This window comes from Sporosarcina luteola, assembly GCF_023715245.1.
Lineage (GTDB): Bacteria > Bacillota > Bacilli > Bacillales_A > Planococcaceae > Sporosarcina > Sporosarcina luteola_C.
Genome location: NZ_JAMBNV010000003.1, coordinates 192,572 through 219,088, shown reverse-complemented (window position 1 = coordinate 219,088; position 26,517 = coordinate 192,572). Strand labels below are relative to the sequence as shown.

Below are 26,517 nucleotides of genomic sequence, written 5' to 3'. Positions count from 1 at the left end.
GTCATGCGAGACCCCATTTTTTCTGAACAGAACGCTCCAAACGCATAAACACGACATTGTCCATAATCGTCCCGATCACCGCAATGATGATCATCACGGAAATGACGAGATCCATTTGACCGAGGGAACGCCCTGTTTCCAGCAATTGCCCCAGCCCTCCGCCAGAGCCAAGCAATTCCCCTGCCATCAATGCCCGCCATGAAAATGCCCAAGCAATGCGGAGGCCCGATAGCAATTGCGGAACGGAGGCCGGCATAATGACGGTGCGAATGAAATGGAGCCCTGTCGAACCGAATGTTTTGGCGACCCGTTGGTACAAGGTCGGCACATTTCGGAATCCACTCGTTGCACTGACGGTCATCGTCCAAGTGGCACCGATCGTGACGATGAACAAGATCGCAAAATCATTCAATCCGAACCAGATGATTGCGAGCGGAAACCAGACGATGCTCGGAATGGACTGCAACGCGGTAACGAGGAAGCCGAGTGTATCCTCGACCAGCTTATAGCGCCAAATGAGATAGCCCATGACGACACCTAAAACGATTGCTATCGCAAACCCGATCAGCAGCCGGCTCATGCTTTTGCCGATCGCCGCTACAATCTGCCCGTTCACGAGGCCGTTGAAAAGTGTCTCCAATACTTGTGTCAGTCGGGGAAACATGAAATCCGGCAACACCGAAAGTCTAGATGTGACTTCCCATATCACCGCTATCATTGCGATGAAGATGATTCGTCTTAAAGCTGTAGTCATCACCCATTTCCTCCTTTAACACCTTTTCGATTTCCTCTTCCAAAATAGCTAAAATCCGTTGCTCCGTATGCAATGTCACACTATCGGGCAACACGCCGTCCGTCGATGTCGGAACAGGAATGACTTCCTTCACCTTTCCGGGACGTGTGCCGAACACGATCACTTTTTCCGAGAGTAAAACGGCTTCCCTGATATTGTGCGTAACGAAAAAGATTGTCACTTTCGTCTTCTTCCATATATCGATCAATTCTTTATGGAGCACCATCCTCGTCTGTTCATCGAGCGCGGAGAACGGTTCATCCATCAGGAGAATATCCGGTTCCATCACTAACGCCCTCGCAATGGATACCCTTTGCTTCATTCCCCCCGATAGTTGGTGCGGATAGGAATGGATATAGTTGCTCAGGTGAACCATTTTCAGCATGTCGATCGCTTTTTCCTCGGCCTCTTGTTTCGGCATCTTTTTCAGCAGCAAGCCATACTTCACATTTTCCAAAACGGTCAACCATGGGAAAAGCCCAGCCTCTTGGAAAACGACAACCCGGTCGGGGCCAGGCTTCTTCACTTCATTCCCGGCAATGCGGATGTTGCCTTTATCCGCCTTCTCCAAGCCTGCAATCATATAGAGGAGCGTCGATTTGCCGCATCCGGAAGGACCGACGATGGAGACGAAGCTCCCTTTTTCCATATCGATATCAATATGGTCGAGCACTTGAACATGCTCATTTCTATCATTGAGAAAACTCTTCTCGATTCCATCGATTGTTACATACATTTCTACGCACCTCGACTTCCCTTATTCGTTTAGTCGGAATTAATGTTATGAAAATGGAGAGGACATTTATTCCTCTCCTTCGTAATCAAATAAATCACTCGACAAATACCGTTCACCATTATCGGGTGCAATGCAGACGACGGTATCATCCGGGGTCAACCGTTTCGCCACTTGCATCGCCGCATAGACGGAAGCCCCTCCGCTCGGTCCTAGCAGCAAGCCTTCACGCGCCGCCAACTCACGGACCGTTTGATAGGCGTCCTCGTCTTCAATCTTGAAAATCTCATCATAAACGGATGTATTTAATATCGATGGAATGAACCCTGGACTTGTTCCGACAAGTTTGTGCTTCCCTGGCTTTCCGCCGGATAGGACGGGAGACCCCGCCGGTTCTGCTATATGCACTGTAACCGTGCTATTGTATTCCTTCAAATATTCACCGGTTCCCGTAACGGTGCCGCCAGTTCCCGCCGTACAGACGAAAGCGGTCAGTTTTCGGTTCAACGATTCCATCGCCCGAATGATTTCAGGTCCTGTTGTATGCCGATGAATATCCGGGTTCGCTTCATTTTCAAATTGCATTGGAATGAAGCTGTTCTGAATTCCCGCCGCAATTTCCTCCGCCTTTTGAATGGCTCCCGGCATTTTTAAATCACTCGGTGTCAACACAACCGTTGCACCGTATGCTTTTAAAATGTTGATCCGCTCGAGTGTTGAAGAATCCGGCATGACGATGATCGTCTTATATCCTCTTGCCGCGGCGCTCATCGCGATTCCGATTCCTGTGTTTCCGGATGTCGGTTCAATGATTGTATCCCCGGGTTGTAATAAACCTGCCTTTTCCGCTTCGATTATCATATTGTATGCCGCCCTGTCTTTGACGCTTCTGCTCGGATTAAAATATTCAAGTTTCACATAGACGTCTGCACCCTGTTGATCGGGAAGACGATTCAACCTTACCATAGGCGTGTCACCGATCAGTTCGGCTATATTATTCACTACTCGCAATCCGGTCAACTCCTTGTCGTTTATTAGTTTAATTGATTATAGCAGATTAATCCCTATAATACATAGTAATTTAGTATACTTTGAACACTCAATCATTCCTGTTCTCTCTAGAATATGATAGTTCAAAAAGAGGTGTCGCAGTATGACTGTCGTTCGGACTGACAAATGGATTGAAGAATCGGCTGGAGATCCATCCGAAGTTTGCGCGAACTTATCCCAGTACTTCCCAACTGGTACCGTCTCTGATATCCATCATCATTTAACGATGTTCGGCATGTACCTCTCCGCAAAACAAGGGAGAGCGCTAACGAAGAAGCTGCAATCGAATAACGTATGGGATATTTCCGCAAAGGAATTTGGGCTGTTGCGCAGCAAATGGAAAGGGCCATCCGTTCCCGTCTTCATCTTCCCGTCGGATTCATATAACAAAGTGTTGGCTCGCGAATTCAAAGGAAAGTCCGGGTTAGCTTATGCAGATAAAATCTTTTTATTTATTTCACCCAACAATACGGAAACTGAAATAAAGGCGATATTGACACATGAATACAACCATGTATGCCGGCTTAATATGTTTCCCAAGCGAGAAGAGGACTGTACGCTGTTAGATACAATCATCCTGGAGGGGCTGGCGGAAGTTGCAGTTGCGGAACGATTCGGCGAGGATTTCACCTCTTCCTGGACTTCACTTTATTCAGAGAGACAGTTGGCGAGGTTCTGGAAAGAAGTCGTCTATCCGAATAGGAATCACCTCAAAGAGAGCAAAATCCATGATAAAGTTCTTTATGGTTTGAGCCGCTATCCACATATGGCAGGTTACGCTGTCGGCTATTATGTCGTCCGGAACTTCTTAAAGGGTACGGACTTCCATGTCGTTGACTTATTGACCCGCCCATCAACAGAGATTGCACAACTATAAAGAGCGCAGATACACTGGTGTGTTTGTCCTCCCTGAAGAAAAATCCCTCACATATGATGTATTATGTTGAATCGAAATGGGGTGACAACACGATGTCAGTTCAAAACTATCATTCTTTGTGCAGCAGGCATACCGGAAGAGCGGTCGTCATCGGAACGAGAGATGGACGAACACATAGAGGGATCATTCAAGGTGTCAGAGGCAATCGAGTTTTTTTAGAACCATTCGGCCGCCAAAGAAATTTGGGCGGATTTGGATACGGATTTAGATACGGATACGGCTATGGAGGACGTGGATTCGGCTTTGGGCGTGGGTTCGCTTTCGGTGCAGGCATTGCACTCGGATCAATCGTAACCTTTGCGCTACTCCCCTTTTTCTTCTTTTGATGATAATAGAGCAGGCCTCTCACTTTGAATCTAGTGAGAGGCCTGCTCTTTTTATTTTTCATTCAAACAGTTTCCGGTTTCGGTTCGATTTCAGATACAGGTTCAACAAGCGCGTACCTTTCCCACGCCCTGCTTTTCCATCGGAGCGACATGACAATCGCGCGCACCCATTCATCCATGATGACGGCGAGCCATACGCCGACAAGTCCGAGGTCAAGGACGAACACAAAGAAATAGCCGACCGGAAGACTCATCATGACCATCGAGATCGCCCCCATCATAACAGGGAATTTCGCGTCGCCCGATGCCCGGAGCGAATTGATGATAACCATATTGAACGTCCGGCCGGTTTCGAGTAAACATGATAACAGCAAGACAGAAGCACCAAGCTGGATGATCTGCTCATTTTCAGTGAACAGGCGCATGAGTGGATAACGGAACGTCATGACGAGCGCCACCAACACAACCGTACAGACGAGCGCACGCTTAAGAGATGCCCAAACTTGCCGGTATACTTCATCTTTTTCGCCGCTTCCGACGAGCCGGCCGACGATGATCGATGTCCCTAGACCAATCGCTAGCGCAAACAAATAGCTGAACATCGAAATGTTCGTCGCATATTGTCTCGCGGCAAGCGCCTCCGTTCCAAGGAAAGTGACGTAGTAAAGGAAGATGATTTGGCACGCCTGGTACAGAATCTGTTCGAATGCTGAAGGGAGCCCGATATTCAAAATCTTTTTAACATATTCCTTCGACCATGTAATGTAATAACGGAATTCAATGCGGTATTCAAGCACCCGATACAGCAGCCAAATAAAGACGAACATTGCAATCACCCGGCTGCCGACAGATGAAATCGCTGCCCCTTGTACGCCTAAAGCAGGCATCCCGAACTTCCCGAAAATGAGCGCATAGTTCCCGATGACGTGGATAATGTTCATGCCGAGCGAAACGAACATCGTCTGTTTCGTAAACCCGTGCACACGAATGACTGCCGCGAGCGAATTGATGACAGCCTGCAGGAAAATCCCTCCGCCGACGATAATCAAATAGGCTTCCGCATGGGCAAGGACATCACCCTGCAAATTCATCGCATTCATCATGCGGCTTGTGAATAGAATGAACACACCACTAATTCCTAATCCGACAAGTAGATTCAAGGACACAGCGATTGCTGAAATCTTCGATGCTTCAATATAACGCCTTGAACCTAAATATTGTGAAACAACGATTGCCGCACCGTTTCCGACAACCTCCAGAACGAGAATGGCAATCATCACGTATTGATTCGCCGCCCCGACGCCGGATACTGCGTCATCGGATAACGCACTCAACATGAATGTATCCGCCAACCCCATCAACATGAACAAAAATATTTCAAGAAAAATCGGCCACGTCAGACGAAACAAATTAAGTTTCTTCCCCGGGCCGTTGGCTGCAACTGCTGCCATCTATCTATCGCCTTCATTTCTATTTAAGATGTTCAAAACAGGAAATAGCTTACCATAAAAATTAGTACTTTCACAATGGGTATGCTTGATATTTTCAAAAAATATTTTCGCGACTAGGCTCCACCAAATCTTTATCAATATGTTGTGAAAATTAAGTTATAATTAGTGAAAGGAGTTGAATAAATGAAACAGATTTCTGATGAACTAATCAGCTGTATCCATCAACTGACGGAAGAAAATGTTGCTGAAACAAGGGAACGGGTCAACAAGCTATTCGATTTCATCGAACTATCGATGGGATTATGGGGCTCCATCCCAACGATTAATGGTTCGGACGAACGTGATAAGAAGGAAGGGGAGTCACTTACTTCACGTAATGAAACATCCCAGAGAATGATCGTCACGAGCAGTACTGATGCGACGAATCTAGGAACCCCTATGGAAAGAAAGTTGAAAGGCGGGATTTTAAAAGGAAAACAAGGGGATATATACGTCCCGGAAAAGATTGTAAGGATGCATGGGTTCGAACATGGGGATTATATTGAGGCAATCGGAGATAGTATAAAAGATTTAGTGTTTATTAAACGAAAAAACAGTGTGACAAAGGATGATAGTAATCGGATTGAAATCGATTATTGTGTCCTCACAAAGACGTCTGATGGATTATTAGTTGCAGATCAAACAATCGCAGATGGAAAGCTATCGAGAATAAAACTCGATGGCGAGTCCCCCTATCAATTTTTAATTAGCCAAAGAGATATTGATTCGTATAGTTTGAAAGACGGAAGCGTAGTGGCGATTGCTTACCATGAATCCGATCCCTTATCGTTCCGTGTCGTCTGGTGTTATCCGGAACGCAATAGTGAAATCGCAAGGCCCGAACCGAAACCATCTAGTTTTTATAAAGATAATACATCGAAAAAGGAAAATATGTGGACTGATATTGAATTGAACTTATTAAGAGATAAAAAAATAGTTATTATCGGAGCTGATTTCAGAAGCGCGGATTTCATGCCACTTGCGGAAAACGGAAACTTTTCATTGGATATTTTCAGTGGGGATGAAAGCAGGAACCGTATCAAAGCCGCTGTAAAAAATATGGACTTGATCATTTCTGCAAGCGAGCATTCATCGCACCGCAGCAGCGGATTGGCGAAGGAATGCGCTAAAAAGTATAAAATCCCATTCCGCGCGGCGCCTACTAGTCAGTCATCGATAAAAAAAGCGATGATTCATGGAATCAAGGAATCCTATATACCTTTTCATTCTTTTTTTTAAGAGTGTGCTGGAGACTGGGAGGTCCGGTTTCCAGCACTTTTTTTATGTGTTGGGAGCTTATTAAGGGCGAGTGATCGTAAGTCAAAGCAAGTGATCATAAATCACGGCGAGTGATCATAAGTGTCGGCATGTGATCATAAGTCACGAAGAGTGATCATAAATCAAAACAACTGATCATAAGTCACGACGAGTGATCATAAATCTCGGCAAGTGATCATAAATCACGGCAAGTGATCATAAATCACGATCAGTGATCATAAGTCACGGCGAGTGATCATAAACCACTTTAGTAACGTGAAAAAGCTTTCCACCTACTGGCGGAAAGCTTTTTCTCTCGACTTATTTTCCTTCCTCCGGCTCATCGCTGCCGCGGTAGCGCTTATACGGCAGGACATTCCACGTCCGATAGTCGAAATCGGCCGCGCGAAGCACTTTTGGAATATCCCCGAGGATTTTCTTCGCCACTTCCAACTCCCGCAACGATTCCTCTTTATCCTGATACATGAATTCGTCCGAAGCGGTCTCCGGCGCCTGCTTCACTTTCTCCTCCAAGTCCTGGATGACCATCCGCTGCTGCGTCTGCAAGGATTCCCTTGCGTCCATCACCCATTCAGGTTGCATGCCACGGTTTGTGTCACCCACGCTCGAATACTCCTCGAAGATTTCCTGATAGATCCGGTCGGCATTCGCACGGACGTCCAGATTCACCATTTCGAGATCATCATTCGTCAAATCATCGACCGTCAAAGGCGCTTTGCGCTTCCGTCCTCCTAGCCTCGTACGCTCCAAATAGAATGGGAACATGCTCTTAATAACCTTTCCTACTGGCGAGATAGCGCTTTCAGATTCATCGAGGCCTTTCGGTTGAACACCTTGGATTGCGATCCGCGCAGATTCCGGACGGACGATTTCCTTCGGTGGCATGATGCCGTGGCGGAGCATTTCCCGGATGCCCGTTCCAGAAATATTGATCCGGTATTGATTGTCATGCGGGCAAGACTGCTCTGTCGCGGGTGCGTCACAACGCGTGCAGTAGAACACCTCGTGGAAAAGTCGAATGTCGATTCCGAGTTCCTCCGGTTTGAATTGATCAAAAATGGTATGGCTCGCATATTTATCATAATAATCGCCGATCCCCGCATGATCCCGTCCGATGAGCGCATGTGTGCATCCGTAATTTTTCATGATAAGTGCGTGCAGCACCGTCTCCCGCGGACCGGCAAAAATATACGTCACCCGCAAAGGTGCGAGGATGGACCGACCTTTTGGATAATACGTATCCAGCACGCTTCTATACGATAGCATCCGGAATTCATGGCGCGTATATTCGCGTTTCGCCATTTCGACCAGCGGCTGAAGAAGCAAACCGTCGATTTCTTCCAATGCATTTTTATGGATGTATTCATGTCCGCGGTGCAGTGGATTCGCCCCTGTAATGAACCCTGCAGCGGAACGGAATTTCTTCACTTCATAGAATTCATGCCATGTATCTTTCGGTTCCAATCGCAGCTTTTCAAACGGCCCCCAGTCAACCCGCTGCAATAACCGGATCGGGCCGCCGAGCGCGACATCGCCCATCCTCCTGAAAATCGCATCCACACCTGGATGATTCCGATCGGTCGTACCGAATAGATGGGAAGCCCGGTACTCCTTATCATATGCAAAAATATCGTCAATCCGCAAAATCGCCACTGGCTCGTTCTGTTCATCGCAAAGCGCCACTTCGTCCCCCACGGATAGCGTTTCGATGATTTCCTTGTTGCGGTTGCCGATCGGCGCAAAACTGAGTGGAACTGGCCAAACCGTCCCATTCGCCAAGCGTCCTTCAGTCAACACAGACTTATAATCCACTTCATTCATGAATCCTTCATTCGGAGATAAGACGCCTGTCGCAATCATTTCAAGCGTGATGACCGCTTCCAAATCCACCATGATGGAAGGCAGCAATCTAGCCTTTTCCAGCTCCTCGTCCCTCTCCGCCCCCGTCAATACTTTGTCCACCAGTTTTCCCCCGTGCGGCTGTTGAGGGTAGTTGGCAAACCGATTTTCTGTAACGTTTAACATCCCAATTCCTCTCCATTCCAATTCATATTCATAAAATAATATTCTCTTCTGAATAATAACATACTTTTAAACTTGTATATAGATTATTATCAGAAATTAATAATTTTTCTCTTTTCGACGAGTATGGGTAAACGTTATGGCATGGGTATGATAAAATCATTTAATGGCGTTTTATGATAAATTATGCGTTACCATTTACATTTATGGACTTATTGGGAGATTTATGGGTTATGCGGACCTATGACCATTTATGCGTGAAGACCGCTTTTATGCGCTTTCTAAATATGTTGGAGGGAACAAGTATGAACGATTTTACAAATAAGGATACATTGAAGTTAGGGTTACTGATGTTTGCGCTGTTTTTCGGCGCCGGAAATCTAATTTTCCCGCCGCTCGTCGGGCAGCTGGCAGGAGGAAATGTATGGATTGCGATTGCCGGGTTTCTCATTACCGGTGTCGGCCTTCCGTTTCTCGGTGTCGTTGCGGTAGCGATGAGCGGCAGCCAGTTGAGGGATCTCGCAGGAAAGGCACATCCTTTATTCGGCCTAGTCTTCGCAATTATTGTCTATTTAGCGCTCGGACCATTGTTTGCAGTTCCGCGCACGGCGACGGTCACGTTTGAAATGGGACTGGCTCCTTTCACTTCCGATTCGGCGGAGAGGATCGCTTTGCTGTTATTCACAGTCCTCTTTTTTGCGGTCACCGCTTGGCTGTCAATGAAGCCGAGTAAATTGGTCGATCGTTTCGGGAATGTACTGACCCCGGTTCTCCTGGTCCTTGTCACTTTCATCGTCACGGTAGGGATTATCAGGCCTGCCGGGACAATCGGACCGCCACAGGAACCATACATCCAAAATCCTTTCATCAAAGGATTCATCGAAGGTTATTTAACGATGGATGCGATGGCTGCACTCGTATTCGGCATCGTCATCATCAACGCGATCAAAGCTAAGGGTGTATCGGATAAGAAAGTGACCCTAGCCATTACGATGAAGGCAGGCGCCTTTGCCGTTGCGGGTCTTTGCCTCGTGTATGCCGGGCTCGCTTATCTCGGAACAACGAGTCGGCTTGTTGCACCGGATGCTGCAAATGGCGGGGAAATTTTAACGCAGCTCGTTTATTCACTGCTCGGGACGACTGGACAAGTGTTGCTAGGTTTGGCTGTACTCCTTGCTTGCCTGACAACATCCGTCGGCCTCGCTTCTTCATGTGCTGCCTTTTTCTCGGATACATTTCCAAAATTTTCGTATCGGCTCGTGGTGCTGATCATCTGCATTTTCAGTGCGTTCATTGCGAACATCGGGCTTACGCAATTAATCGAGATTACATTGCCAGTTCTCATCGGGGTTTATCCGCTGGCGATCGTCTTGATTACAATCAGCTTCTTCCATAACTGGTTCAACGGCCACCGGGAAGTGTATCTCTTCGCACTGGCTGCGGCAGGATTTATCGGTTTTTTCGATATGCTTAAGGCGTTCGGCCTTCCGATCGCTCCGGTTACCGATATGCTCCGCCACTTGCCCCTTTACGAAGAAGGGATCGGTTGGATACTCCCCGCCATTGTGTTCGCTGGAATCGGCTTCGTAATCGCTTCGGTCCGAAAGTGCGCACATCAATAGAAATGACTAAAGGACTCCAGCATGCAGGGAGTCCTTTTCTTTCACCGCTTTTTACTTGATTTCTTTCCTAAGAAGAAAAACAGACCCGATAACAACATCATAACGATGATTTGCCTACCGCTGCGAGTCGGTTTGAATGTAACTCGTTCAGGTGTGATTTCATAGACACCTACAGGGCTGACTCTAAAGCCTCCACCGCCTCCGTTATTGCCTGCGTTGTCGCCTCCTCCTCCAAAACCGTATTGCAGCTTCGCAACAGGAATCACTTTCGTCAAGCCGACTTCGACTGGATCTCCGAATACAAGCGAGACATCCTTATGATCAGCAAACTTCTGGAACAATGTTTTGACGGGCGTCTCGACAAATTCCTTCCGTTCAGCAGTATCCACTTGTTCTTGCAACTGCACCATCGTCCATCCCTCCTTTCCTACCTATTCGACATACTGGCGCTACTTCCCTTTTCAGAAGCATGTATTTTGACACACCGACCACACTGTATTAACGTGGAATTCAGAATTCCTTCAATACTCGCAGTTCTGAAAAGGAGGCGTCGTGATGAAAAGCATTTTCAAATCATATTTACGTGCTTCATTAATAATGAAAATTTCGGTCGCCTTAGTTCTTGGAATTGTTGCAGGTTTCCTATTGGGGGAACAAGCCGTAATCCTAGCACCGCTCGGCGATCTTCTTCTCCGTCTGCTCACCTTCCTGATCATCCCACTCATTTTATTCACACTCATCGTAGGGATAAATCAGACGAACATTGCCAACTTAGGGCGTATGGGCAGCAAGGTTTTCATCTATTACACAGTCACTTCGGCGCTCGCAATCGTCGTCGGCCTGCTCGTCGCCAGCATGTTGCGGCCAGGCAGGGGGATGCATCTCACTGGCAATGAATCATTCGAGGTTCCGGACAATCCAGGCATCGTACAAGTGCTCCTCAATATCGTGCCGTCCAATATCGTCGCCGCTTTTACGGAAATGAATCTACTCGGCATCATTTTTACAGCGCTCGCTTTCGGCATTGCGATTTCCGCCATGCGTTCCTCTGAAAAACATGCCGGGTTGGGCGATTCATTACTGACGACGATTACAGCGTTGAATGAAGCTTCCCTTCTTATTTTGAAAGCGATCCTGCAATACGTGCCGATCGGAATTTTCGCGATCATCGCGAATACGGTCGGCAGTCAAGGCATCGATACGCTTCTTTCATTAGGCGGCATGATCGGCGTCTTTTACGCTGCGCTACTCGTACATATCATGCTGTATGCCGTTCTCCTGCTTCTTTTCGGAATCAAACCCGGGTCTTTCTTCAACTATGCACGCACGCCGATGATCACTGCATTTGTCACGCAAAGCAGCACGGGCACATTGCCCCTTACACTGGATGCGGCGAAAAAAATGGGGGTTCCAAAAAGCTTATACGGCTTCAGCCTGCCACTCGGCGCAACTGTCAATATGGATGGCGCCGCAATCCGCATAGCGGCATCCGCTGTATTTGCCGCCAATGTCGCCGGTACCCCGCTCACCATTTCCGATATGGTGATGGTCGTATTGATCGGGACGCTCGCCTCCATCGGGACAGCAGGGGTTCCAGGCGCAGGCATCGTCATGATTGCGACCGTGTTCGTCCAACTCGGCTTGCCGATGGAAGCGGTGGCGTTGCTGACTGCAATTGATGCTTTGATCGGCATGGGGGCAACCGCAGTGAACGTCACTGGCGACCTCGTAGGGACAAGATTGATTGATCAGCATGAAAAAAGAAGGAAAATATGAAAAAGCCAAGCATCGGGTTATCCGTCCGATACTTGGCTATTTTATTCATAAAGCAAGGTAGTCATGCCATCATTTCAGCGACAATCTCATACGAGCGGAGGCGGTCCCCGTGGTTGAAGATCCCTGAGCTGATAATACATTCGTCAGCTTTCGTCATTTCCATGAACGCTTCCAATTTCCGCTTGACCGTTTCAGGGCTGCCGACAATCGTTGATGGCCAATCCAATAATTCGGCGACGGCGGCTTTTTCCAACTCGTTCCAGACAGCGTCAACATCATCGAGCGGCGGCTTGAATTCCGTCGTGATCCCTTTCCGGATATTGAGGAACATTTGTTGGTGCGAAGTTGCTAGCCATTGCGCCTTTTCATCTGTATCCGCGGCAATGATGTTAATTCCAAGCATTGCGTACGGTTTTTGAAGATCCTTCGATGGCTTAAAATTACGGTGGTAAAGATTTAGCGCATGCATCATATAGGTCGGTGCAAAATGACTTGCGAATGAAAAAGGAAGACCTAATTCCGCAGCTAGCCGCGCACTGAAATCACTCGATCCGAGAAGCCAGATCGGAATATCCTGCCCTTCCCCTGGAATCGCGCGGACGCGGGCGGTAGGGTCATGCTTGAAATATGCGCGCAATTCGTCCAGCTGGTCAGGGAAATCGTTGCCGCTGCTCTGCAACGTCCGTCGCAGCGCATAAGCCGTTGCCTGGTCGCTGCCGGGAGCGCGTCCTAAGCCTAGATCGATCCTGCCCGGATATAATGCATCAAGCGTGCCGAACTGCTCTGCGATGACGAGCGGTGCATGGTTCGGCAGCATGACGCCTCCCGCTCCGACACGGATCGTTTCCGTCGCACCTGCCACGTGACCGATGATGACAGACGTCGCCGAACTTGCGACTCCGGACATATTATGATGTTCAGCAAGCCAGAATCGGTTATAGCCCCAGTTTTCGGCATGTTGCGCAAGATCGACACTGTTTTTAAACGATTGTCCGGCATCGCTCCCTTCGTTGATCATCGCAAGATCAAGAATCGACAGCGGGATGCCGTTGAATTTCTTCGCTCTATTAGTTATCAATTGCCTCACTCCAATTGTAGTGAATAGGTATTATTCTTCCATTCCATGATACCCGTTCGGCACTCCTACTTCCATTGAAGGGGATTGAGGCACAAAAAAAGAGCCCCTGACTAGGGACTCCCTTACAACATAATTCCAGTGACCGCCGCCGTCAATAAACTGACCAACGTCGCCCCATAGAGTAATTTCAAACCGAATTTAGCGACCGTATTCCCTTGCTCTTCATTCAAACCTTTCACAGCTCCGGAAATGATTCCGATTGAAGAGAAGTTCGCGAATGATACGAGGAAGACGGAAATAATGCCGACCGACTTGTCCGACAGAGATGATGTAATTTTAGCCAAGTCCATCATTGCCACGAACTCGTTCGTCAGCAATTTCGTCGCCATGATCGTGCCGGCTTGTACCACTTCAGATGCCGGAATGCCGACGATGAATGCAAATGGTGCAAATACATATCCTAACGCGGTCTGGAAGCTGACGCCGACTGCCGCCTCAAAAACACTGTTAATCATGCCAATCAATGCGACAAAACCGATCAACATCGCACCGACGATGACCGCCACTTTAAAGCCATCCATAATATATTCGCCTAACATTTCGAAGAAGGACTGTTTTCTCTCATCCTTAATTTCAATGATATCCTCATCCTCCGACACTTCGTAAGGATTGATAATATTGGCGATGATGAATCCACCGAACAGATTCAAGACGAGTGCCGTAATGACATACTTCGGTTCAATCATCGTCATATATGCCCCTAGGATTGAAGCGGAAACCGTTGACATAGCTGACGTACACAACGTATACATCCGATGCTTCGGAATATGCGGCAGCTGTTTTTTAATGGAGATGAACACCTCAGATTGTCCAAAAATCGCAGAAGCGACCGCATTAAACGACTCCAATTTCCCAAGGCCATTGACCTTGCTCAATACTAATCCGAGAAAACGGATAATGATAGGAAGCAGCCGAATATACTGGGCAATCCCGATAAGTACGGAAACAAAAACGATCGGCAATAAAACATTCAAGAAGAAAGGAAAAGAGCCTTCGTTGGCAAGCCCGCCGAAAACAAAGTTGATCCCTTCTGCAGCATATTCTAAAAGCTTATCGAAAGCATTCGCCACTCCCCTAATCAGGATGAGGCCAACTTCGGTGTTCAATAAAGCGAACGCCAATACGAGCTGCAAACCGATCATCGTGACAATCGATTTATATTTAATCTTCCTTTTACCATTGCTTACGATGAACGCAAGGATAAAGATAACAAGTAATGCCGCAATGAAGATAAGGAATTTCAAAGCGGTTTCCCCCTCTCTGGATGCATAAACTATGTGTGGAGCAAACAATGCCATTTTCTTATATCTTCCCAAGTCGGGAATCACTTTAGTTATTCGACAATCCCAGTGTTTATATACAAAAAAATAATAATCGTCATAAGCGCCAAATTAGTCGGATAAGAATGAAAATGTTATATGTTTTTTCCCAACTTGCCTATAATAACATAGATTTCCCTGAATTAGGATTGACAAAATTAGCACATAAAAAAATAGAGAGGACGCGGTTGCGCCCCTCTCCACTTTTTGATTTTCATGCATTTTCCGTTAATTTATTTACTAATAATTTTTTCTTAACAGTATCCTTCACCTAGGTATGCTGCTCCGACAATAATTAGTAGAATAAACAATACGACGATCAACGTAAATCCGTTCCCATACCCAACATTGCCACCGACTTCATTCGACATTCTTCAACACCTCCAAAATCCCTGATGCTGTTATTCTATGTATGCAAACCATCCTTGCCCATGACATTCCCCTAGAAGGCTTCTTTTCGCTTCATGGAATAAAAAAAGCCTCCCACATGATTGTGAAAGACTTGCTACAAGTTAAACGTTTTCCTTCAATATATGCCTACCGCCATAGACGATCCGCTCAATTTCTCCGTCTTTGTTTTCAATGAACTGCAGAATGCCTTCTTTCTCATCTTCATCAATAAAAAAGTTTTTCCCAATGCATTTCAACTTCCGGCACACTTCATTCGATTCAATACTTAGTTGGTTGTCCTTCAGAGTCACCTTCACATTCATTCCTTCGCTCGAGGTGAATGTGCCTACGAATTTCCGCAGTTCCCCCGCATCGATTTCCCGGACTTCATGCATTGAAGGGGAAGCATCCAGCTTCCGGCCTTCCGTGACATTCATCGTGCTCATCAATAGGCCGCCTGCATCCACGTCTGAAACGTTTGTCAGAATTACGCCCGCCTTCTTCTTTTCAACGATTGCACACATATAAGAAGAAACGCCTTTCAATCCGCCGCCATGGCTGATCAATGTAGAGCCGAAATAATCGGGGACAATCCGCAACCCATACCCGTAGCATCTCCCTGGCTCATATTCGACATGCGGATGAATCATCTGCTCGACGCTTTCTTTCGATAAGATCCGCGTCCCACCAACGACGCCTTCATTCCAATACATCTCCAAATAGCGGAGGATGTCATTTGCTGTCGACTTCAAATAACCGACCGATCGCATTGATGGTGCATCCCACCAAAGAGGCGCCTCATACACGTGAGAGCCGTCTTTCGCCTTCATGTAGAGCGTTGTTACGTTTTCGATTTCGTCCAACCGGTCAAGCGAGTAGAAACTGTTCTTCATTCCCGCTGGCTTCAAAACGTTCTCTTCGATGAATTCCTCATAACGCTGTCCGCTCACCCTGCTAATGACGACACCAAGCAGCCCATACGAATCATTCGAATAACTGTAAAACTGACCCGGTTCTCCGAGCCATTCAAAGTCGTCCGTCGCCATGAATGCAAGCATTTCATCATACGTCTCAATATGCGGTCCCGGATTGCTCAATAGGTCCAATCCATAATCTTTTGCGGAAGGATCCTGCTCGATGCTGTTCTTCCGCGCATACACATGCGTCGCAAGCGGCGGATAGCCCGCCGTATGCGTCATCAGATGATGGAGCGTGATCCGCTCCACTTGTGTTCCCGTCTTCTTCAACTCCGGAAGGTACTCAACAATCCGATCATGCACCGACAACTTCCCTAGCTCCTGCAGCTTCATAATGCCCGCACTCGTAAACGACTTCGTCATCGAAGCAATCCCGAATACCGTATCTCCCGTCACCGGCAGCTTTTGCGATACATTCCGATAGCCGAATTCCAGCTCGTACATCCTCTCGCCGTCTGAATCAATGCCGATTATCGCCCCCGGAATCAACTGCTTCTCGACATAATCCCGCGCATACTCATGAAACGGTTTCACCGCTGCTGTCTCTCCCATGTAAATTCCCCCTAAATACTACTTCATACTTAAGGTTATTCGCCACGTCGCGTGTTTTCCCTCTTTTATCATCGTCGCTGCCCATCCTAAGCGGCGCAGAGATCGCCAAAAACGCATAAATTCTATTATTCACGCATAAAACGCTGGAGAAGTCCATAAAACTCGAAATCCGCGCATAAAGCCGCAAATCCACGCATAAATCACCACAGACGCGCATAAACTCCAACAATCACGCATAACGCTTATAAGTTTGTAGGAAATCCACTTTAATTCAGCTGTGCACGTTCGTGTAAATGGCACTGCAACTCGATACCACCGATTCGAGGCGGTTTACCACCGATTTGATGGACGTTACCACCGATTCTCAACGGTTTACCACCAGTTTGACGGACTTTACCACCGATTCCGATGAATTTATCACCGAATGACTATAATTCATGAGCTATCGATGGCGGAAATAACAAAACCAGATGAGGAAGTATCCGCATCTGGCACTTATCACTTATCTCACATACTCCCGCTTGCATACGAAAACACTTCGCTGCCGATTTGCGCAATCATTTTACTAACGAAGCCCGCAATGTCGTTATACCATTTTCCAAGTACCCCTTCATGCAAGTGAGCATGTACACCCATCCTTCTTTTTGATCCATCATTTTATTGACGATTTCAGGATCGTCCGCGTTAAAACCCGATTCGGTTACTTCCATGACCGTACTTCCATCCGTCTCGTGGAATGTCATCGTGACCGTCGTTTCTCCCCATGTGAAAACAATTTCTTTGTTCTCTTCAACTTTTAATACCTCGATATCCCCTTCGGCACCATATTCCTCGTACCTCCAAGTAATTATCTTCCCTTGTTCGACTCTGCTAGTACCGGAAGAAAACCAATAGCCGCCCATTTTCTCAGGGTCGACAATCGCCTCGAACACTTCACTTGCCGGTTTATCAATTTTCATTTTTGTTGTTATGTCTGTATTCATCTTCCCACCTCCACTATTTCTACTTTATATATTCGATTTGTTGGGCAGTAAATCCTCTTGATTAAATGAATCCTTGTTCATCCTCCCAATCCGGTATACAGTTAGAAGGTATTGGAAAATTCGAAAAGGAGCTGCATCAAGTGGTTATCAAAATACAGCCCACACAACAACAGCTAGATCACTGGATTGAAAAATATGTACCTGAAAAGGATTTGTTTTTCCTTAGGGAGAGCGATTTATCTTTATTCCAGAAAGATGTAGTAGGAACTTTGGTTTTCCCTAGAGAGGAATTCTTCAAGCATTCCTCCTACAACGGCATTCAAATGGTGAATAGCTATATGTACTGGATGATTTCAAGAGATGCCGAGCTTGTAATCGTTGCGCAGCCTGAGTGGATCACCTCACTTTCCGACGAAACGAGAAATGCGCTGTTTGCGTTGCAATATGAGCTAGGAAGAGGTCTAGTCGGTCCGCTTTCGTTGTTGCCTGAGCTTGATTCATTTCCGCAGGACTACATTTTGGAAATGAACGGAGAGAGACTCGGTGTTTTGCAAAGGGCAATGTGGATGAAATTGCCCACTTCCATCAAAGAAGAAATCACCCGCAAGACCGCACAGCAATACGATGAATGGACTTCCCTGCAACCACCTGATTCCACGCCTACTCATTTGAGCAAATATGCAAATACATTTTCCACAGAGCCAGGTGCCAATTGCCTGGCCGCCACCCTGTTCGCCATCAGCTCCGAGCCTAGTTTGGACGAATGGATAATTCACGAATGGATTCATGGCGATACTTTTATGAGGAAATTGACCCTAGCCTCATTCAAGAAAGTCGAAGACCGCTTTAATGCAGGAGATGCTGTCGTCTGGATTGATGAGAATGATAATGTTCAACATGCAGCCTATTGCATTGACGGACAATTGTTTTTCAATAAAAATGGACAGACGTATTTCAATCCGTGGAAGATTGTTGACTGGGCGGAATTGGAGGAAGAGTGGAAACGGTTTACGCCTTGTGTGTATCGGAGGGATTCGTAGAAACACTTTCGCGAAAATGAATAGACCTTAGAAGGCGAAGAATGGACCCTCGCGCGAAAGAATGGACCTTGAAATGAAAAGAATGGACCCTTGCGCGAAAGAATGGACCTTGAAACAAAAAGAATGGACCCTCGCGCGAAAGAATGGACCTTGAAACGAAAAGAATGGACCCTCGCGCGAAAGAATGGACTTTGAAACGAAAAGAATGGACCCTCGATGAAAAAACCCATCCGGCATGTTGCCAGATGGGGCGTTTTAATTCAATATCCAGAGTCCTCAGAAGTCAAATTATCCATGATCGTATAATCATACGTCTGCAGCGGTTTTTCTGCAGGACCTTCAACCACTTCGCCCGTCGGTTTAAACCTGGATCCATGGCATGGGCAGTCCCACGTCCGGTCGCCGCTATTCCATGAAACTTCGCATCCCATATGGGTACACGTCGTATCGACAATATAGATTTTTCCTTCGTCATCTCGGTAAGCGCCTTTCCGATGACCGTCAATTGTCACGGCCGCGCCCTCCCCTTTGGCTAAATCATCGGGGCTTCTTTTCGGTGAACCAAGCTTCCCTTTAATCAATTGGCCGACTACATTCGCGTTTTGGACAAGGAAATTCTTCAAACTTGGGTGTGCATAGAATCTAGACGGAGTATACAATTCCTCAAATCTGCTTTCTATTCCAGTGACCATATCGCGGAACAGCAATGCAGCGGCCGTTCCGTTGGACATTCCCCATTTCCGGAAGCCGGTTGCAATGAGGATATTTGGATTTCCGGAAGTTAATTCGCCGATGTATGGCAGTTTATCCAATGTGACCAGATCCTGCGCCGACCATCTTTGAACGATCTTCTCGAGGCCGAAAACCTCTTCGCCGAATTGCTCGAGCGACTTGTAATGCTCCATCGTCTCCACTTCACTTTGACCGGTTTTGTGATTCTCTCCGATGATGAGAACCAGTTCCTCGCCATTGTTGTCCTTGACAGAACGTAACGAACGAGTCGGTTCATCCGCACTAATGTACATGCCCGCCGGGAATTCCTTTTTCGCTTTCACCGCAAGAGCGTATGACCGATCCGCATACATCCTTGTCGAATAAAGGCCTGTCCCCTCGTAAAACGGGAAATGCGTGCAAATCAGCACATGCTTGGCGCTGATTCGATTGTCGTCACGAGTCAGAACGACTGGCTGCTCGCCCGTTTCAATATTGACAGCTACTGTGTCCTCAAAGAGTTGCCCACCCTTTTGCTGAAATAAATTAATCAAGTGAACCAAATATTTGGTTACATGGAACTGTGCTTGATTTCTCATGACAAGGACATTTTGCACGTTGTCAATTTCAAAAGGGATGCCATCGACTAAGCCGCCATCGATATGAAGCTTTTCATAGGCTTGCGCTTCCTTCTCGATTTTGCGTGCGTACTTCTCAGAGACGGAGTAAATATACGCATCTTCATTTGTCAAATCACAGTCAATCTGATGCTCCTCCACTGTTTTCCTAATAAAATCAAGAGCCTCAATATTCGCTTCGTAATACAATCTTGCCGTATTCCGCCCCATGTTTTGAATGAACTCATCGTAAATCAAATCGTGTTGCGCCGTAATTTTCGCGGTCGTATGCCCCGTCGTCCCGTTCAACACTTTATCAGCTTCAATAATGGCCACCTTGAGTCCTTCATTTGCCAATAAATACGCGGATGTAATCCCGGTGATGCCCGCACCAACAACAATTACATCCACTTCGAGATCTTCCTTCAAACTCGGAAAGGTCGGAAAGTCGACACTCGTCCTCCAAAACGGCTCCGGATGCTCCGGCAATTTTCCATTGCTTTGACTATTCATTTCTTGCCCTCCTGTAGGTTGTACTGTAGATAGGATTCCCATTGGCTGGCGGAATGTAAACATGGAGATGATTTTTAAAGCGACCGGGGGATGAACGTGGAAGGATTGAGCTTAGGATAGGATAAAGGAGCCCTTGATTGAATAATGGAGCCCTTGCGTGATTAATTGAGCCCTTGACGGATTAATCGAGCCCTTGCACAATTAAAGGAGCCCTTAATTAAAAAAACCTGTGAAACGGCTATAGTACACCATCTCACAGGCTTTTTCCGTTATCATTCCTCATTCCCCTTTCAGCATCCGCTGCAAATACGCGCCCGATTCCCCTTTAGCAATGCTTAAATTTCCCCATTGCTCCCCTTTGACTTGTTTTCCGATGAACATGATTTGTCCGATATGGGCAGCGTAATGTGCCATTTGCCGCTCGATCGCGTCGATAACGGAATGTGCTTCGCCCCGAATATGAACGGTCTTTTCCAAGTCCTGCTCATCCAAGCTTTCTAAGGTATTCAAAAATACGCCCCAGCCGTGCTCCCAACAATCCAGCAATTGCGCCTTGGACATTTGTTTCGCCTCGAATTCCCCATCCCGATTCCGGTCCGGCTTTTCACCGTCCGTCGTAAGAAAATCCGTCCACCTCGACACCATGTTTCCGCTAATATGCTGGATAAGAACCGCGATACTGTTTGACGCGTCGTTCATCGTCCAGTGAAAGCCGCCTTCATCCAATTGAGCGAAAGTCTTTTCCCCTTGCCCCTTTATGACCGCGAACCGCTCCCGCACAACACGTAAATATTCAGTTCCGATTGACATACGGTACCCCCCTTTTTGGTACTGTATTCGATTCAAGCAAGTAAAAATCCTTCATTGAAAGATTATTCGACACTGAATGAATAATCATTCATAATATGGTAGTCTACTAGTAAGTGAATCATAAGACGATATGAGGTGAAGCTCTTGTTCTTGAAAACGAAATCAATGCTAGATGAATGCAGCAATGTCCGATTTGTAAACGGAGTCGTTCAATTGAACAGCGTAAAGCTGAATGTATATTGTTTCGAAACAGATGGGGTGCTGATCGATACCGGCTCCCAATCACTTGCGGAGAAGTTCAAAGATTTCTTCGCACTGATCGATATTGATAAAGTCGTCATTACGCATGCACATGAGGACCATACCGGTAGCGCACAGTACTTGCAAACAGAATATGGACTACCCATTTTCATGAATGAAATGGCAATCGAAGAATGTGCACAAAAAGCGGACTATCCCTTCTACCGGAAGTTTTTCTGGGGGAAAAGAAAGCCTTTTAAGGCAGAGCCGATCGGGGAATCATTCAATTCGAGAAACGCCGAATGGGCGGTAATTGAAACACCAGGACATGCAAGTGATCATCTAGCCTTTTTGAATAAAGAAACGGGACAGCTTTTCACCGGCGATTTATACATCCATCCTAAAACAAAACTCATTTTACGTGATGAAAGCATTCCTACCATTATCAATTCACTCGAAAAGACCTTGTCGTATGACTTCGGAGAATTGTTTTGCTGCCACGCAGGTTATGTGAAGGACGGGCGCATGGCGTTGCAGAAGAAACTTGCGTATTTGCAAGAGCTGCGGGAAAACACGCTTGCCTTGCGCAAGAAAGGGTACCAAGTGCGCGAAATCCACGCGCGGCTTTTCCCGAAAAAATATCCAATCACTTATTTTTCATTCGGCGAATGGAATTCAATCCATATTATCCGATCGATTGTAAATGAAGGAAATGAGTAATATGCGGCGGGTATCCATTCCTATTGGGTGCCCGTCATTTTTTATTCCACACAAAATAGCACCTACGGAGAACCATAGATGCTACATTCCAAATCAAGTCCCCGAACCCACCCTCACTGCCTTCGCAAATTAGTACATGGAAGTTACAATTACATTCTACTAGTACACATGTCACGGTACTGGGCATAAGTTGTTCATGACGGCTTCGAACCGATTGGTATAGCCCCATCTACCGACCATTGAGTCCAACTTTCCCAGTCGGCGGGTTTGTACTCACCTTTGCGATGCAGCTACCGACTTGCTAATCAAATCAGATCAAATCAACATTCCAATTCAAACCTTGAATCTTCGTGTCCAGTTCCCTGAACTCTTTCGATAATTGGTCGACCTGCTTCTGAATGGCCGAGACGTCAATGGTACTCATAATTTTAATCTCGGACCGGCTATATCGGTCGTTGCGGATCGATCCTTCCTCCGCAATCTTGGCGAGGATCAACCGCTTGTCCCACTTCTGGTCGCGTTCGACCAATGCATCAGCAAGCGTCCGCTGTTCGTCGAATTGGACGGAGCAATTCGTTCTATTGATCCGCTGAATCAAACTCGTTAATTCTTTCATATTGCTGTCGAGCTCCGCCAACATTTCATTCGGATCCTCCGCAGGCTTTTCTCCCTCTTGGATCTTCAAGTTCATGCTGATCCGCCTTTTCAGCTGTTCGTTCCTTTTCTGCAAGTCCGCCCGTGCAATCAACGCTTCGGCAAGCTTCATCGATACCACTCCCTTTGTTCCGTTAGTCCTTTATTCGACATGGCCCGCTAAAAGTCCTTTGTTCTAAATCTAGTGGACAATCATAAAATGAATGGATTCCAACTATTACACTACTAAAGGAGATTCGAATTATGTATGCCATTCATTTCTATGAAAACAAAAACTACGTACTCAATCAAGTACTCAGAAACATCCCTTCCATCGACGACAATGTGACGCTGAAAGGTCGTAAAGGTAAAGTGATGAGTGTCGAGGAAATAAAGGAAAATGTGTATTATGTGTTTGTCGAGTTCGAAAAAGTTGTGGATAAAAAGAAATTGGCTGCCGAAGAATTAGCGAAAAAGAAGAGAAGATGAAAAACTGCCGAACAGGATTTTCTAATCTTGTTCGGCATGTTTTTAGTTACACAAGTGCTTGCACTACGAATTGATCAATGAAATATTGCGGATTCAACTTCTCACCTGTCGCTTTTTCAATCTTTTCATTCCACGGGTGGAGCGCACCCGGCTTGAAATACTCCTCCACCAAATACGTGCCCACTTCTGGCGTGAACATGTCTTTTGAGATGTTGTTCTCAATATAGGACTGCAGCTGCGAAGTCGTCAACTCGCCAAGCAAATAGTTTTGATAATAAACCGGGACGAGCGTGAAATGGATTTTCGCTGCCCAATGCGGGAAGTCGACGTTTTCCGGCGGGTTCACAAATTGGACTTCCTTTACGATTTTCCACCAAAGCTTGTTCAAATCCTGATCCGGATTTTCGTACAGCTCGCGCTCAAAGAACGTGAATGTCATGATCCAGCGGCCTGCAATGAGCATTTGCCGGCGCAGTGATTTCTCGATAAGCGGCGTCAGCTCCTCCACTTGAGCTTTCTCCAGCCCTAAAAACTGCTGCAGCCATGCAGGGTTTTTCCCGAAACGTCCATAGAGCATCGCAATCGCTTCCGTTGTCAACGTATGCGCGCAAGTCCTTAATAGGAATGGCAGCTGACGATCAACATATTTAAAATAAACCGCATGGCCAAATTCATGCAACGTCGTAACGGACCAATAATCGGTCGACACATTATTGCATAGCACGCGGACGTCGCCTTCACGGTCGATATCCGTGCAGAATGCATGCTGGTTTTTCTTGTCGCGCGGATACATATCGCTTTTCGCAAGCATATCGGTGATATCCATGCCCATGCTATCAAACGTTGCAATCGTCAGCTGCTCGAGGTCTTTTCCGGTATAGAACGGATCGAGATCCAATTCCTTCATCGGCGGCGCCTCCTGGAAAAACGGATCGGCATAATGCCATGGACGAAGCTCATCGATCGAAATACCGAATCGCTCCGCAAGTTCGCTGTCCATTTCCTGTTTCATTTCACGGAAAGGTTCATCCGAAAGGTCTTTCAGCTTGTGGAAAATCGAGAAAACTTCATCCCGGTCCAATTCCTGCAGCTCAAAACTCATTTGGTGGTAATTATCGTACCCAAGAGAACGCGCTATGTCATTCCGCTTTTTCACGAGAATCAATAGCTTCTCTTCAACTTCTTTCCCGATCTGCTTGCTTGCATGCCACGCCTCTTCACGCTCCGCCAAGTCATTGCTTTTAATTAAAATCTCCCGGACATCATTCTCCGATACAGGCTTCCCGTCAATCGTCGCGCGGAATGTATTGAATTTGGCGATCAACTCCGTCGAAAGCTCCACCATTTCCTTGAGGTCCTCTTCCGGCACCTGGTTCGACACCATGCCGTTGTACAAGCTCTCGAGCTGACGACGCTCGATAGCTGTCAGATCGTCCTGCGCCAAGTACGTTTTCACTTGTTGGAAACGTTCCGGATCGGCTAAATAAAGATCATAAGCCGTCTCTGCCTCCGCAGTTTTCCGGTTCCATTCGTCCTCCCCTGTCGTCGCCGCCATCCACGAGGTTTCCGCGTTTGCGATATGCAGATCCTTGATCGCTTTATTTTGCTCTTCCAAAAACTGTTGAACTGTCATATACTCTTCCCCTTTTTATCTGTCGTTATCTATTTATTCGATATGGAGCGGCAATTCCCCTTTTTTATTCCGATAGCGTTCGCCCGACAATCCGCCCGCTGAACAGGCAGCCCCCTAAAAAAGTGCCTTCCAATGCGCGGTATCCATGCACGCCGCCTCCGCCGAATCCGGCAACTTCCCCTGCCGCATACAATCCGGGGACGGGATTTCCGGCTTCATTCAACACACGGCCCGATAAATCCGTCTGAAGTCCGCCCAATGTTTTTCGGGTTAGAATATTGAGCTTGACCGCAATCAATGGTCCGTTTTTCGGATCCAGAATCTTATGCGGCTTCGCAACGCGGATCAGCTTATCACCGATATAATTCCTTGCCCCGCGAAGCGCCGTAATTTGCAAGTCTTTCGTGAATGTATTGTCCATCTCCCTGTCTCTCGCTAGCAGCAGCCGCTCGATCTTTTTAGTATCGATCAATTCATTCCCGGCAACTCGGTTCATTCCCGCCACCAATTCTTCCACCGTCTTCGCAACAATGAAATCTTCGCCGTGATCCATGAACGCTTTCACGGGAGCCGGTGGACCCGGGAGCACCCTCGATAACACCTTCTTAATGCTTTTTCCCGTCAAATCCGGGTTTTGCTCAGAGCCAGACAATGCGAATTCCTTTTCAATGATCTTTTCAGTGAGAATGAACCACGAATAGTCATAGCCCGTTTCCTTTATCGTTTGTAGCGTCCCCAACGTATCGAAGCCCGGGAAATTCGGTGCCGGGAACCGGTTCCCTTCTGCGTCAAGCCAGATGGAAGACGGTCCCGGCAAAATGCGGATGCCATGGGACGGCCAGATCGGGCTCCAATTCCGGATGCCTTCCGTGTAATGCCACATCCGGTCTTTATTCACAATCCGTCCGCCCGCTTTTTCAGTTATCCCAAGCATCCGCCCATCGACGTGGGCCGGCACGCCTGAAATCATCTGCTTCGGGGGCTCCCCTAAACGCATCGGCCAGTTTTCCCTGACGAGGTCGAAATTCGCGCCGATTCCGCCGCTTGTCACGACGACGGCAGAGGCCTTGTATGTAAATTCCCCGATGACGGTCCGGGAGCTTGTTTCTCCTCTATCGACTTCGCTAGATTCGAGTACAGACCCCTTCACACCGACGACTGCTCCATTTTCAACGGTCAATTCATCCACCTGATGCCGAGGCTTGAAGTCGACAAGCCCATTGGCCATCCCTTCTCGGACCTTTTGTTCGAACGGTTTCACGAGCCCCGGACCCGTTCCCCACGTAATATGAAACCGCGGCACCGAGTTACCGTGCCCTTCCGCTAAATATCCGCCCCTTTCCGCCCAGCCTACGACAGGGAAAAACCGAACGCCGAGCGAATGAAGCCACTCCCGTTTTTCATTCGCGGCAAAATCCACATATGCTTCTGCCCATTTCATTGCCCAGTGATCCTCATCATCGAGTCGATCGAACCCCGCACTTCCCATCCAATCCTGCCAAGCGAGCGCTTTGGAATCCTTTATGCCAAGCCTTCGCTGCTCCGGTGAATCAACTAAAAACAATCCCCCGAACGACCACCACGCCTGCCCGCCCATGGACGACTCCGGCTCTTGGTCTAGTAAGAGAACCTTTTTTCTAGCTTTGATCAGCTCCGAAGTCGCCACCAACCCGGCAAGACCTGCTCCCACTACAATGACGTCATAATTCATATCGCTTCCCCCAA

General features: G+C 47.2%; 24 protein-coding genes. 8 read left to right on the top strand and 16 right to left on the bottom strand.

The window, feature by feature from the left end; all coding sequences use genetic code 11:
- Window position 1: 1 nt before the first annotated feature.
- From M3152_RS15095 to cysK, 3 genes are all read right to left on the bottom strand, one after another.
- Entirely contained in the window at window positions 2–754 is a 753-nt protein-coding gene (locus tag M3152_RS15095; RefSeq protein ID WP_251696330.1) for an ABC transporter permease, read from the bottom strand.
- Window positions 687–1,529: an ABC transporter ATP-binding protein gene (locus tag M3152_RS15090; protein ID WP_251696328.1), complete on the bottom strand. Its 843-nt coding sequence runs from the start codon at window positions 1,527–1,529 to the stop codon at window positions 687–689. Before M3152_RS15090 ends, M3152_RS15095 begins: the two co-directional genes overlap by 68 nt.
- A 66-nt stretch (window positions 1,530–1,595) precedes the next feature.
- Window positions 1,596–2,537 (bottom strand): cysteine synthase A, encoded by a 942-nt coding sequence (cysK, locus tag M3152_RS15085; RefSeq protein WP_251696326.1) that lies wholly within the window; start codon window positions 2,535–2,537, stop codon window positions 1,596–1,598.
- Window positions 2,538–2,679: 142 nt separating this feature from the next.
- Between cysK and M3152_RS15080 the strand changes: the two genes are divergently transcribed.
- Window positions 2,680–3,453, top strand: a complete 774-nt coding sequence (locus M3152_RS15080; protein ID WP_251696324.1) for a DUF2268 domain-containing protein — start codon at window positions 2,680–2,682, stop codon at window positions 3,451–3,453.
- A gap of 92 nt (window positions 3,454–3,545) precedes the next feature.
- Complete coding sequence (locus M3152_RS15075; RefSeq protein WP_251696323.1) at window positions 3,546–3,839, top strand: hypothetical protein; 294 nt, start codon at window positions 3,546–3,548, stop codon at window positions 3,837–3,839.
- 62 nt (window positions 3,840–3,901) lie between these two features.
- Here the strand turns inward: M3152_RS15075 and M3152_RS15070 are convergent, their stop codons facing one another.
- Window positions 3,902–5,290, bottom strand: a complete 1,389-nt coding sequence (locus tag M3152_RS15070) for an MATE family efflux transporter (RefSeq protein WP_251696322.1) — start codon at window positions 5,288–5,290, stop codon at window positions 3,902–3,904.
- 183 nt (window positions 5,291–5,473) lie between these two features.
- Between M3152_RS15070 and M3152_RS15065 the strand changes: the two genes are divergently transcribed.
- Window positions 5,474–6,568 (top strand): DUF2325 domain-containing protein, encoded by a 1,095-nt coding sequence (locus M3152_RS15065; RefSeq protein ID WP_251696320.1) that lies wholly within the window; start codon window positions 5,474–5,476, stop codon window positions 6,566–6,568.
- 339 nt (window positions 6,569–6,907) lie between these two features.
- Here M3152_RS15065 and M3152_RS15060 read toward each other — a convergent pair whose 3' ends face one another.
- Window positions 6,908–8,632: a sulfate adenylyltransferase gene (locus M3152_RS15060; protein ID WP_251696318.1), complete on the bottom strand. Its 1,725-nt coding sequence runs from the start codon at window positions 8,630–8,632 to the stop codon at window positions 6,908–6,910.
- A 302-nt stretch (window positions 8,633–8,934) separates the two neighbouring features.
- On the opposite strand from M3152_RS15060, the gene brnQ reads away from it, so the two are divergent.
- Window positions 8,935–10,251 (top strand): branched-chain amino acid transport system II carrier protein, encoded by a 1,317-nt coding sequence (brnQ, locus tag M3152_RS15055; protein ID WP_251696316.1) that lies wholly within the window; start codon window positions 8,935–8,937, stop codon window positions 10,249–10,251.
- Window positions 10,252–10,292: 41 nt separating this feature from the next.
- Here the strand turns inward: brnQ and M3152_RS15050 are convergent, their stop codons facing one another.
- Window positions 10,293–10,661 (bottom strand): spore germination protein GerW family protein, encoded by a 369-nt coding sequence (locus M3152_RS15050; RefSeq protein ID WP_251696314.1) that lies wholly within the window; start codon window positions 10,659–10,661, stop codon window positions 10,293–10,295.
- Window positions 10,662–10,806: 145 nt separating this feature from the next.
- Here M3152_RS15050 and M3152_RS15045 point away from each other — a divergent pair, with 145 nt between their 5' ends.
- Window positions 10,807–12,027 carry a dicarboxylate/amino acid:cation symporter gene (locus tag M3152_RS15045; protein ID WP_251696312.1) on the top strand — a complete coding sequence of 407 codons (1,221 nt, stop codon included), beginning with the start codon at window positions 10,807–10,809 and terminating at the stop codon, window positions 12,025–12,027.
- 61 nt (window positions 12,028–12,088) lie between these two features.
- Here M3152_RS15045 and M3152_RS15040 read toward each other — a convergent pair whose 3' ends face one another.
- From M3152_RS15040 to M3152_RS15020, 5 genes are all read right to left on the bottom strand, one after another.
- Window positions 12,089–13,105: an LLM class flavin-dependent oxidoreductase gene (locus tag M3152_RS15040; protein WP_251696310.1), complete on the bottom strand. Its 1,017-nt coding sequence runs from the start codon at window positions 13,103–13,105 to the stop codon at window positions 12,089–12,091.
- Between the two features lie 122 nt (window positions 13,106–13,227).
- Window positions 13,228–14,409, bottom strand: coding sequence for a NupC/NupG family nucleoside CNT transporter (locus tag M3152_RS15035; protein WP_251696308.1), 1,182 nt, complete (start codon window positions 14,407–14,409; stop codon window positions 13,228–13,230).
- 329 nt (window positions 14,410–14,738) lie between these two features.
- Window positions 14,739–14,855 (bottom strand): YjcZ family sporulation protein, encoded by a 117-nt coding sequence (locus M3152_RS15030; protein WP_251628850.1) that lies wholly within the window; start codon window positions 14,853–14,855, stop codon window positions 14,739–14,741.
- 141 nt (window positions 14,856–14,996) lie between these two features.
- Window positions 14,997–16,403 (bottom strand): serine hydrolase domain-containing protein, encoded by a 1,407-nt coding sequence (locus tag M3152_RS15025; RefSeq protein WP_251696306.1) that lies wholly within the window; start codon window positions 16,401–16,403, stop codon window positions 14,997–14,999.
- A 557-nt stretch (window positions 16,404–16,960) separates the two neighbouring features.
- Window positions 16,961–17,386 carry an SRPBCC family protein gene (locus M3152_RS15020; RefSeq protein ID WP_251696305.1) on the bottom strand — a complete coding sequence of 142 codons (426 nt, stop codon included), beginning with the start codon at window positions 17,384–17,386 and terminating at the stop codon, window positions 16,961–16,963.
- A gap of 140 nt (window positions 17,387–17,526) precedes the next feature.
- On the opposite strand from M3152_RS15020, the gene M3152_RS15015 reads away from it, so the two are divergent.
- Window positions 17,527–18,426: a hypothetical protein gene (locus M3152_RS15015; protein ID WP_251696304.1), complete on the top strand. Its 900-nt coding sequence runs from the start codon at window positions 17,527–17,529 to the stop codon at window positions 18,424–18,426.
- A 260-nt stretch (window positions 18,427–18,686) separates the two neighbouring features.
- Here M3152_RS15015 and M3152_RS15010 read toward each other — a convergent pair whose 3' ends face one another.
- Together M3152_RS15010 and M3152_RS15005 are read right to left on the bottom strand one after the other, a co-directional pair.
- Complete coding sequence (locus M3152_RS15010) at window positions 18,687–20,267, bottom strand: FAD-dependent oxidoreductase (protein WP_251696302.1); 1,581 nt, start codon at window positions 20,265–20,267, stop codon at window positions 18,687–18,689.
- A gap of 279 nt (window positions 20,268–20,546) precedes the next feature.
- Window positions 20,547–21,077, bottom strand: a complete 531-nt coding sequence (locus M3152_RS15005) for a DUF1572 family protein (RefSeq protein WP_251696300.1) — start codon at window positions 21,075–21,077, stop codon at window positions 20,547–20,549.
- Window positions 21,078–21,221: 144 nt separating this feature from the next.
- Between M3152_RS15005 and M3152_RS15000 the strand changes: the two genes are divergently transcribed.
- The gene (locus tag M3152_RS15000; protein ID WP_435371949.1) at window positions 21,222–22,037 is read left to right on the top strand and encodes an MBL fold metallo-hydrolase; all 816 of its coding nucleotides are present in this window, start codon (window positions 21,222–21,224) and stop codon (window positions 22,035–22,037) included.
- Between the two features lie 310 nt (window positions 22,038–22,347).
- Here M3152_RS15000 and M3152_RS14995 read toward each other — a convergent pair whose 3' ends face one another.
- Window positions 22,348–22,803 (bottom strand): DIP1984 family protein, encoded by a 456-nt coding sequence (locus M3152_RS14995; RefSeq protein WP_251696298.1) that lies wholly within the window; start codon window positions 22,801–22,803, stop codon window positions 22,348–22,350.
- Between the two features lie 131 nt (window positions 22,804–22,934).
- On the opposite strand from M3152_RS14995, the gene M3152_RS14990 reads away from it, so the two are divergent.
- Complete coding sequence (locus tag M3152_RS14990; RefSeq protein WP_251696296.1) at window positions 22,935–23,159, top strand: hypothetical protein; 225 nt, start codon at window positions 22,935–22,937, stop codon at window positions 23,157–23,159.
- Between the two features lie 46 nt (window positions 23,160–23,205).
- Here M3152_RS14990 and M3152_RS14985 read toward each other — a convergent pair whose 3' ends face one another.
- Both M3152_RS14985 and M3152_RS14980 read right to left on the bottom strand, forming a co-directional pair.
- Complete coding sequence (locus M3152_RS14985) at window positions 23,206–24,792, bottom strand: M2 family metallopeptidase (protein ID WP_251696294.1); 1,587 nt, start codon at window positions 24,790–24,792, stop codon at window positions 23,206–23,208.
- A gap of 64 nt (window positions 24,793–24,856) precedes the next feature.
- On the bottom strand, window positions 24,857–26,503 hold the full coding sequence (locus M3152_RS14980; RefSeq protein ID WP_251696292.1) for an FAD-binding dehydrogenase: 1,647 nt from the start codon (window positions 26,501–26,503) through the stop codon (window positions 24,857–24,859).
- Between the last annotated feature and the right edge of the window lie 14 nt (window positions 26,504–26,517).

Bases quoted from the DNA above. Each gene is read 5' to 3' on its own strand.
- M3152_RS15095 (WP_251696330.1), bottom strand. From the start codon at position 754: ATGACTACAGCTTTAAGACGAATCATCTTCATCGCAATGATAGCGGTG.
- M3152_RS15090 (WP_251696328.1), bottom strand. From the start codon at position 1,529: ATGTATGTAACAATCGATGGAATCGAGAAGAGTTTTCTCAATGATAGA.
- M3152_RS15080 (WP_251696324.1), top strand. From the start codon at position 2,680: ATGACTGTCGTTCGGACTGACAAATGGATTGAAGAATCGGCTGGAGAT.
- M3152_RS15075 (WP_251696323.1), top strand. From the start codon at position 3,546: ATGTCAGTTCAAAACTATCATTCTTTGTGCAGCAGGCATACCGGAAGA.
- M3152_RS15070 (WP_251696322.1), bottom strand. From the start codon at position 5,290: ATGGCAGCAGTTGCAGCCAACGGCCCGGGGAAGAAACTTAATTTGTTT.
- M3152_RS15065 (WP_251696320.1), top strand. From the start codon at position 5,474: ATGAAACAGATTTCTGATGAACTAATCAGCTGTATCCATCAACTGACG.
- M3152_RS15060 (WP_251696318.1), bottom strand. From the start codon at position 8,632: ATGTTAAACGTTACAGAAAATCGGTTTGCCAACTACCCTCAACAGCCG.
- brnQ (WP_251696316.1), top strand. From the start codon at position 8,935: ATGAACGATTTTACAAATAAGGATACATTGAAGTTAGGGTTACTGATG.
- M3152_RS15050 (WP_251696314.1), bottom strand. From the start codon at position 10,661: ATGGTGCAGTTGCAAGAACAAGTGGATACTGCTGAACGGAAGGAATTT.
- M3152_RS15045 (WP_251696312.1), top strand. From the start codon at position 10,807: ATGAAAAGCATTTTCAAATCATATTTACGTGCTTCATTAATAATGAAA.
- M3152_RS15030 (WP_251628850.1), bottom strand. From the start codon at position 14,855: ATGTCGAATGAAGTCGGTGGCAATGTTGGGTATGGGAACGGATTTACG.
- M3152_RS15025 (WP_251696306.1), bottom strand. From the start codon at position 16,403: ATGGGAGAGACAGCAGCGGTGAAACCGTTTCATGAGTATGCGCGGGAT.
- M3152_RS15020 (WP_251696305.1), bottom strand. From the start codon at position 17,386: ATGAATACAGACATAACAACAAAAATGAAAATTGATAAACCGGCAAGT.
- M3152_RS15010 (WP_251696302.1), bottom strand. From the start codon at position 20,267: ATGAATAGTCAAAGCAATGGAAAATTGCCGGAGCATCCGGAGCCGTTT.
- M3152_RS15005 (WP_251696300.1), bottom strand. From the start codon at position 21,077: ATGTCAATCGGAACTGAATATTTACGTGTTGTGCGGGAGCGGTTCGCG.
- M3152_RS14995 (WP_251696298.1), bottom strand. From the start codon at position 22,803: ATGAAGCTTGCCGAAGCGTTGATTGCACGGGCGGACTTGCAGAAAAGG.
- M3152_RS14990 (WP_251696296.1), top strand. From the start codon at position 22,935: ATGTATGCCATTCATTTCTATGAAAACAAAAACTACGTACTCAATCAA.
- M3152_RS14985 (WP_251696294.1), bottom strand. From the start codon at position 24,792: ATGACAGTTCAACAGTTTTTGGAAGAGCAAAATAAAGCGATCAAGGAT.
- M3152_RS14980 (WP_251696292.1), bottom strand. From the start codon at position 26,503: ATGAATTATGACGTCATTGTAGTGGGAGCAGGTCTTGCCGGGTTGGTG.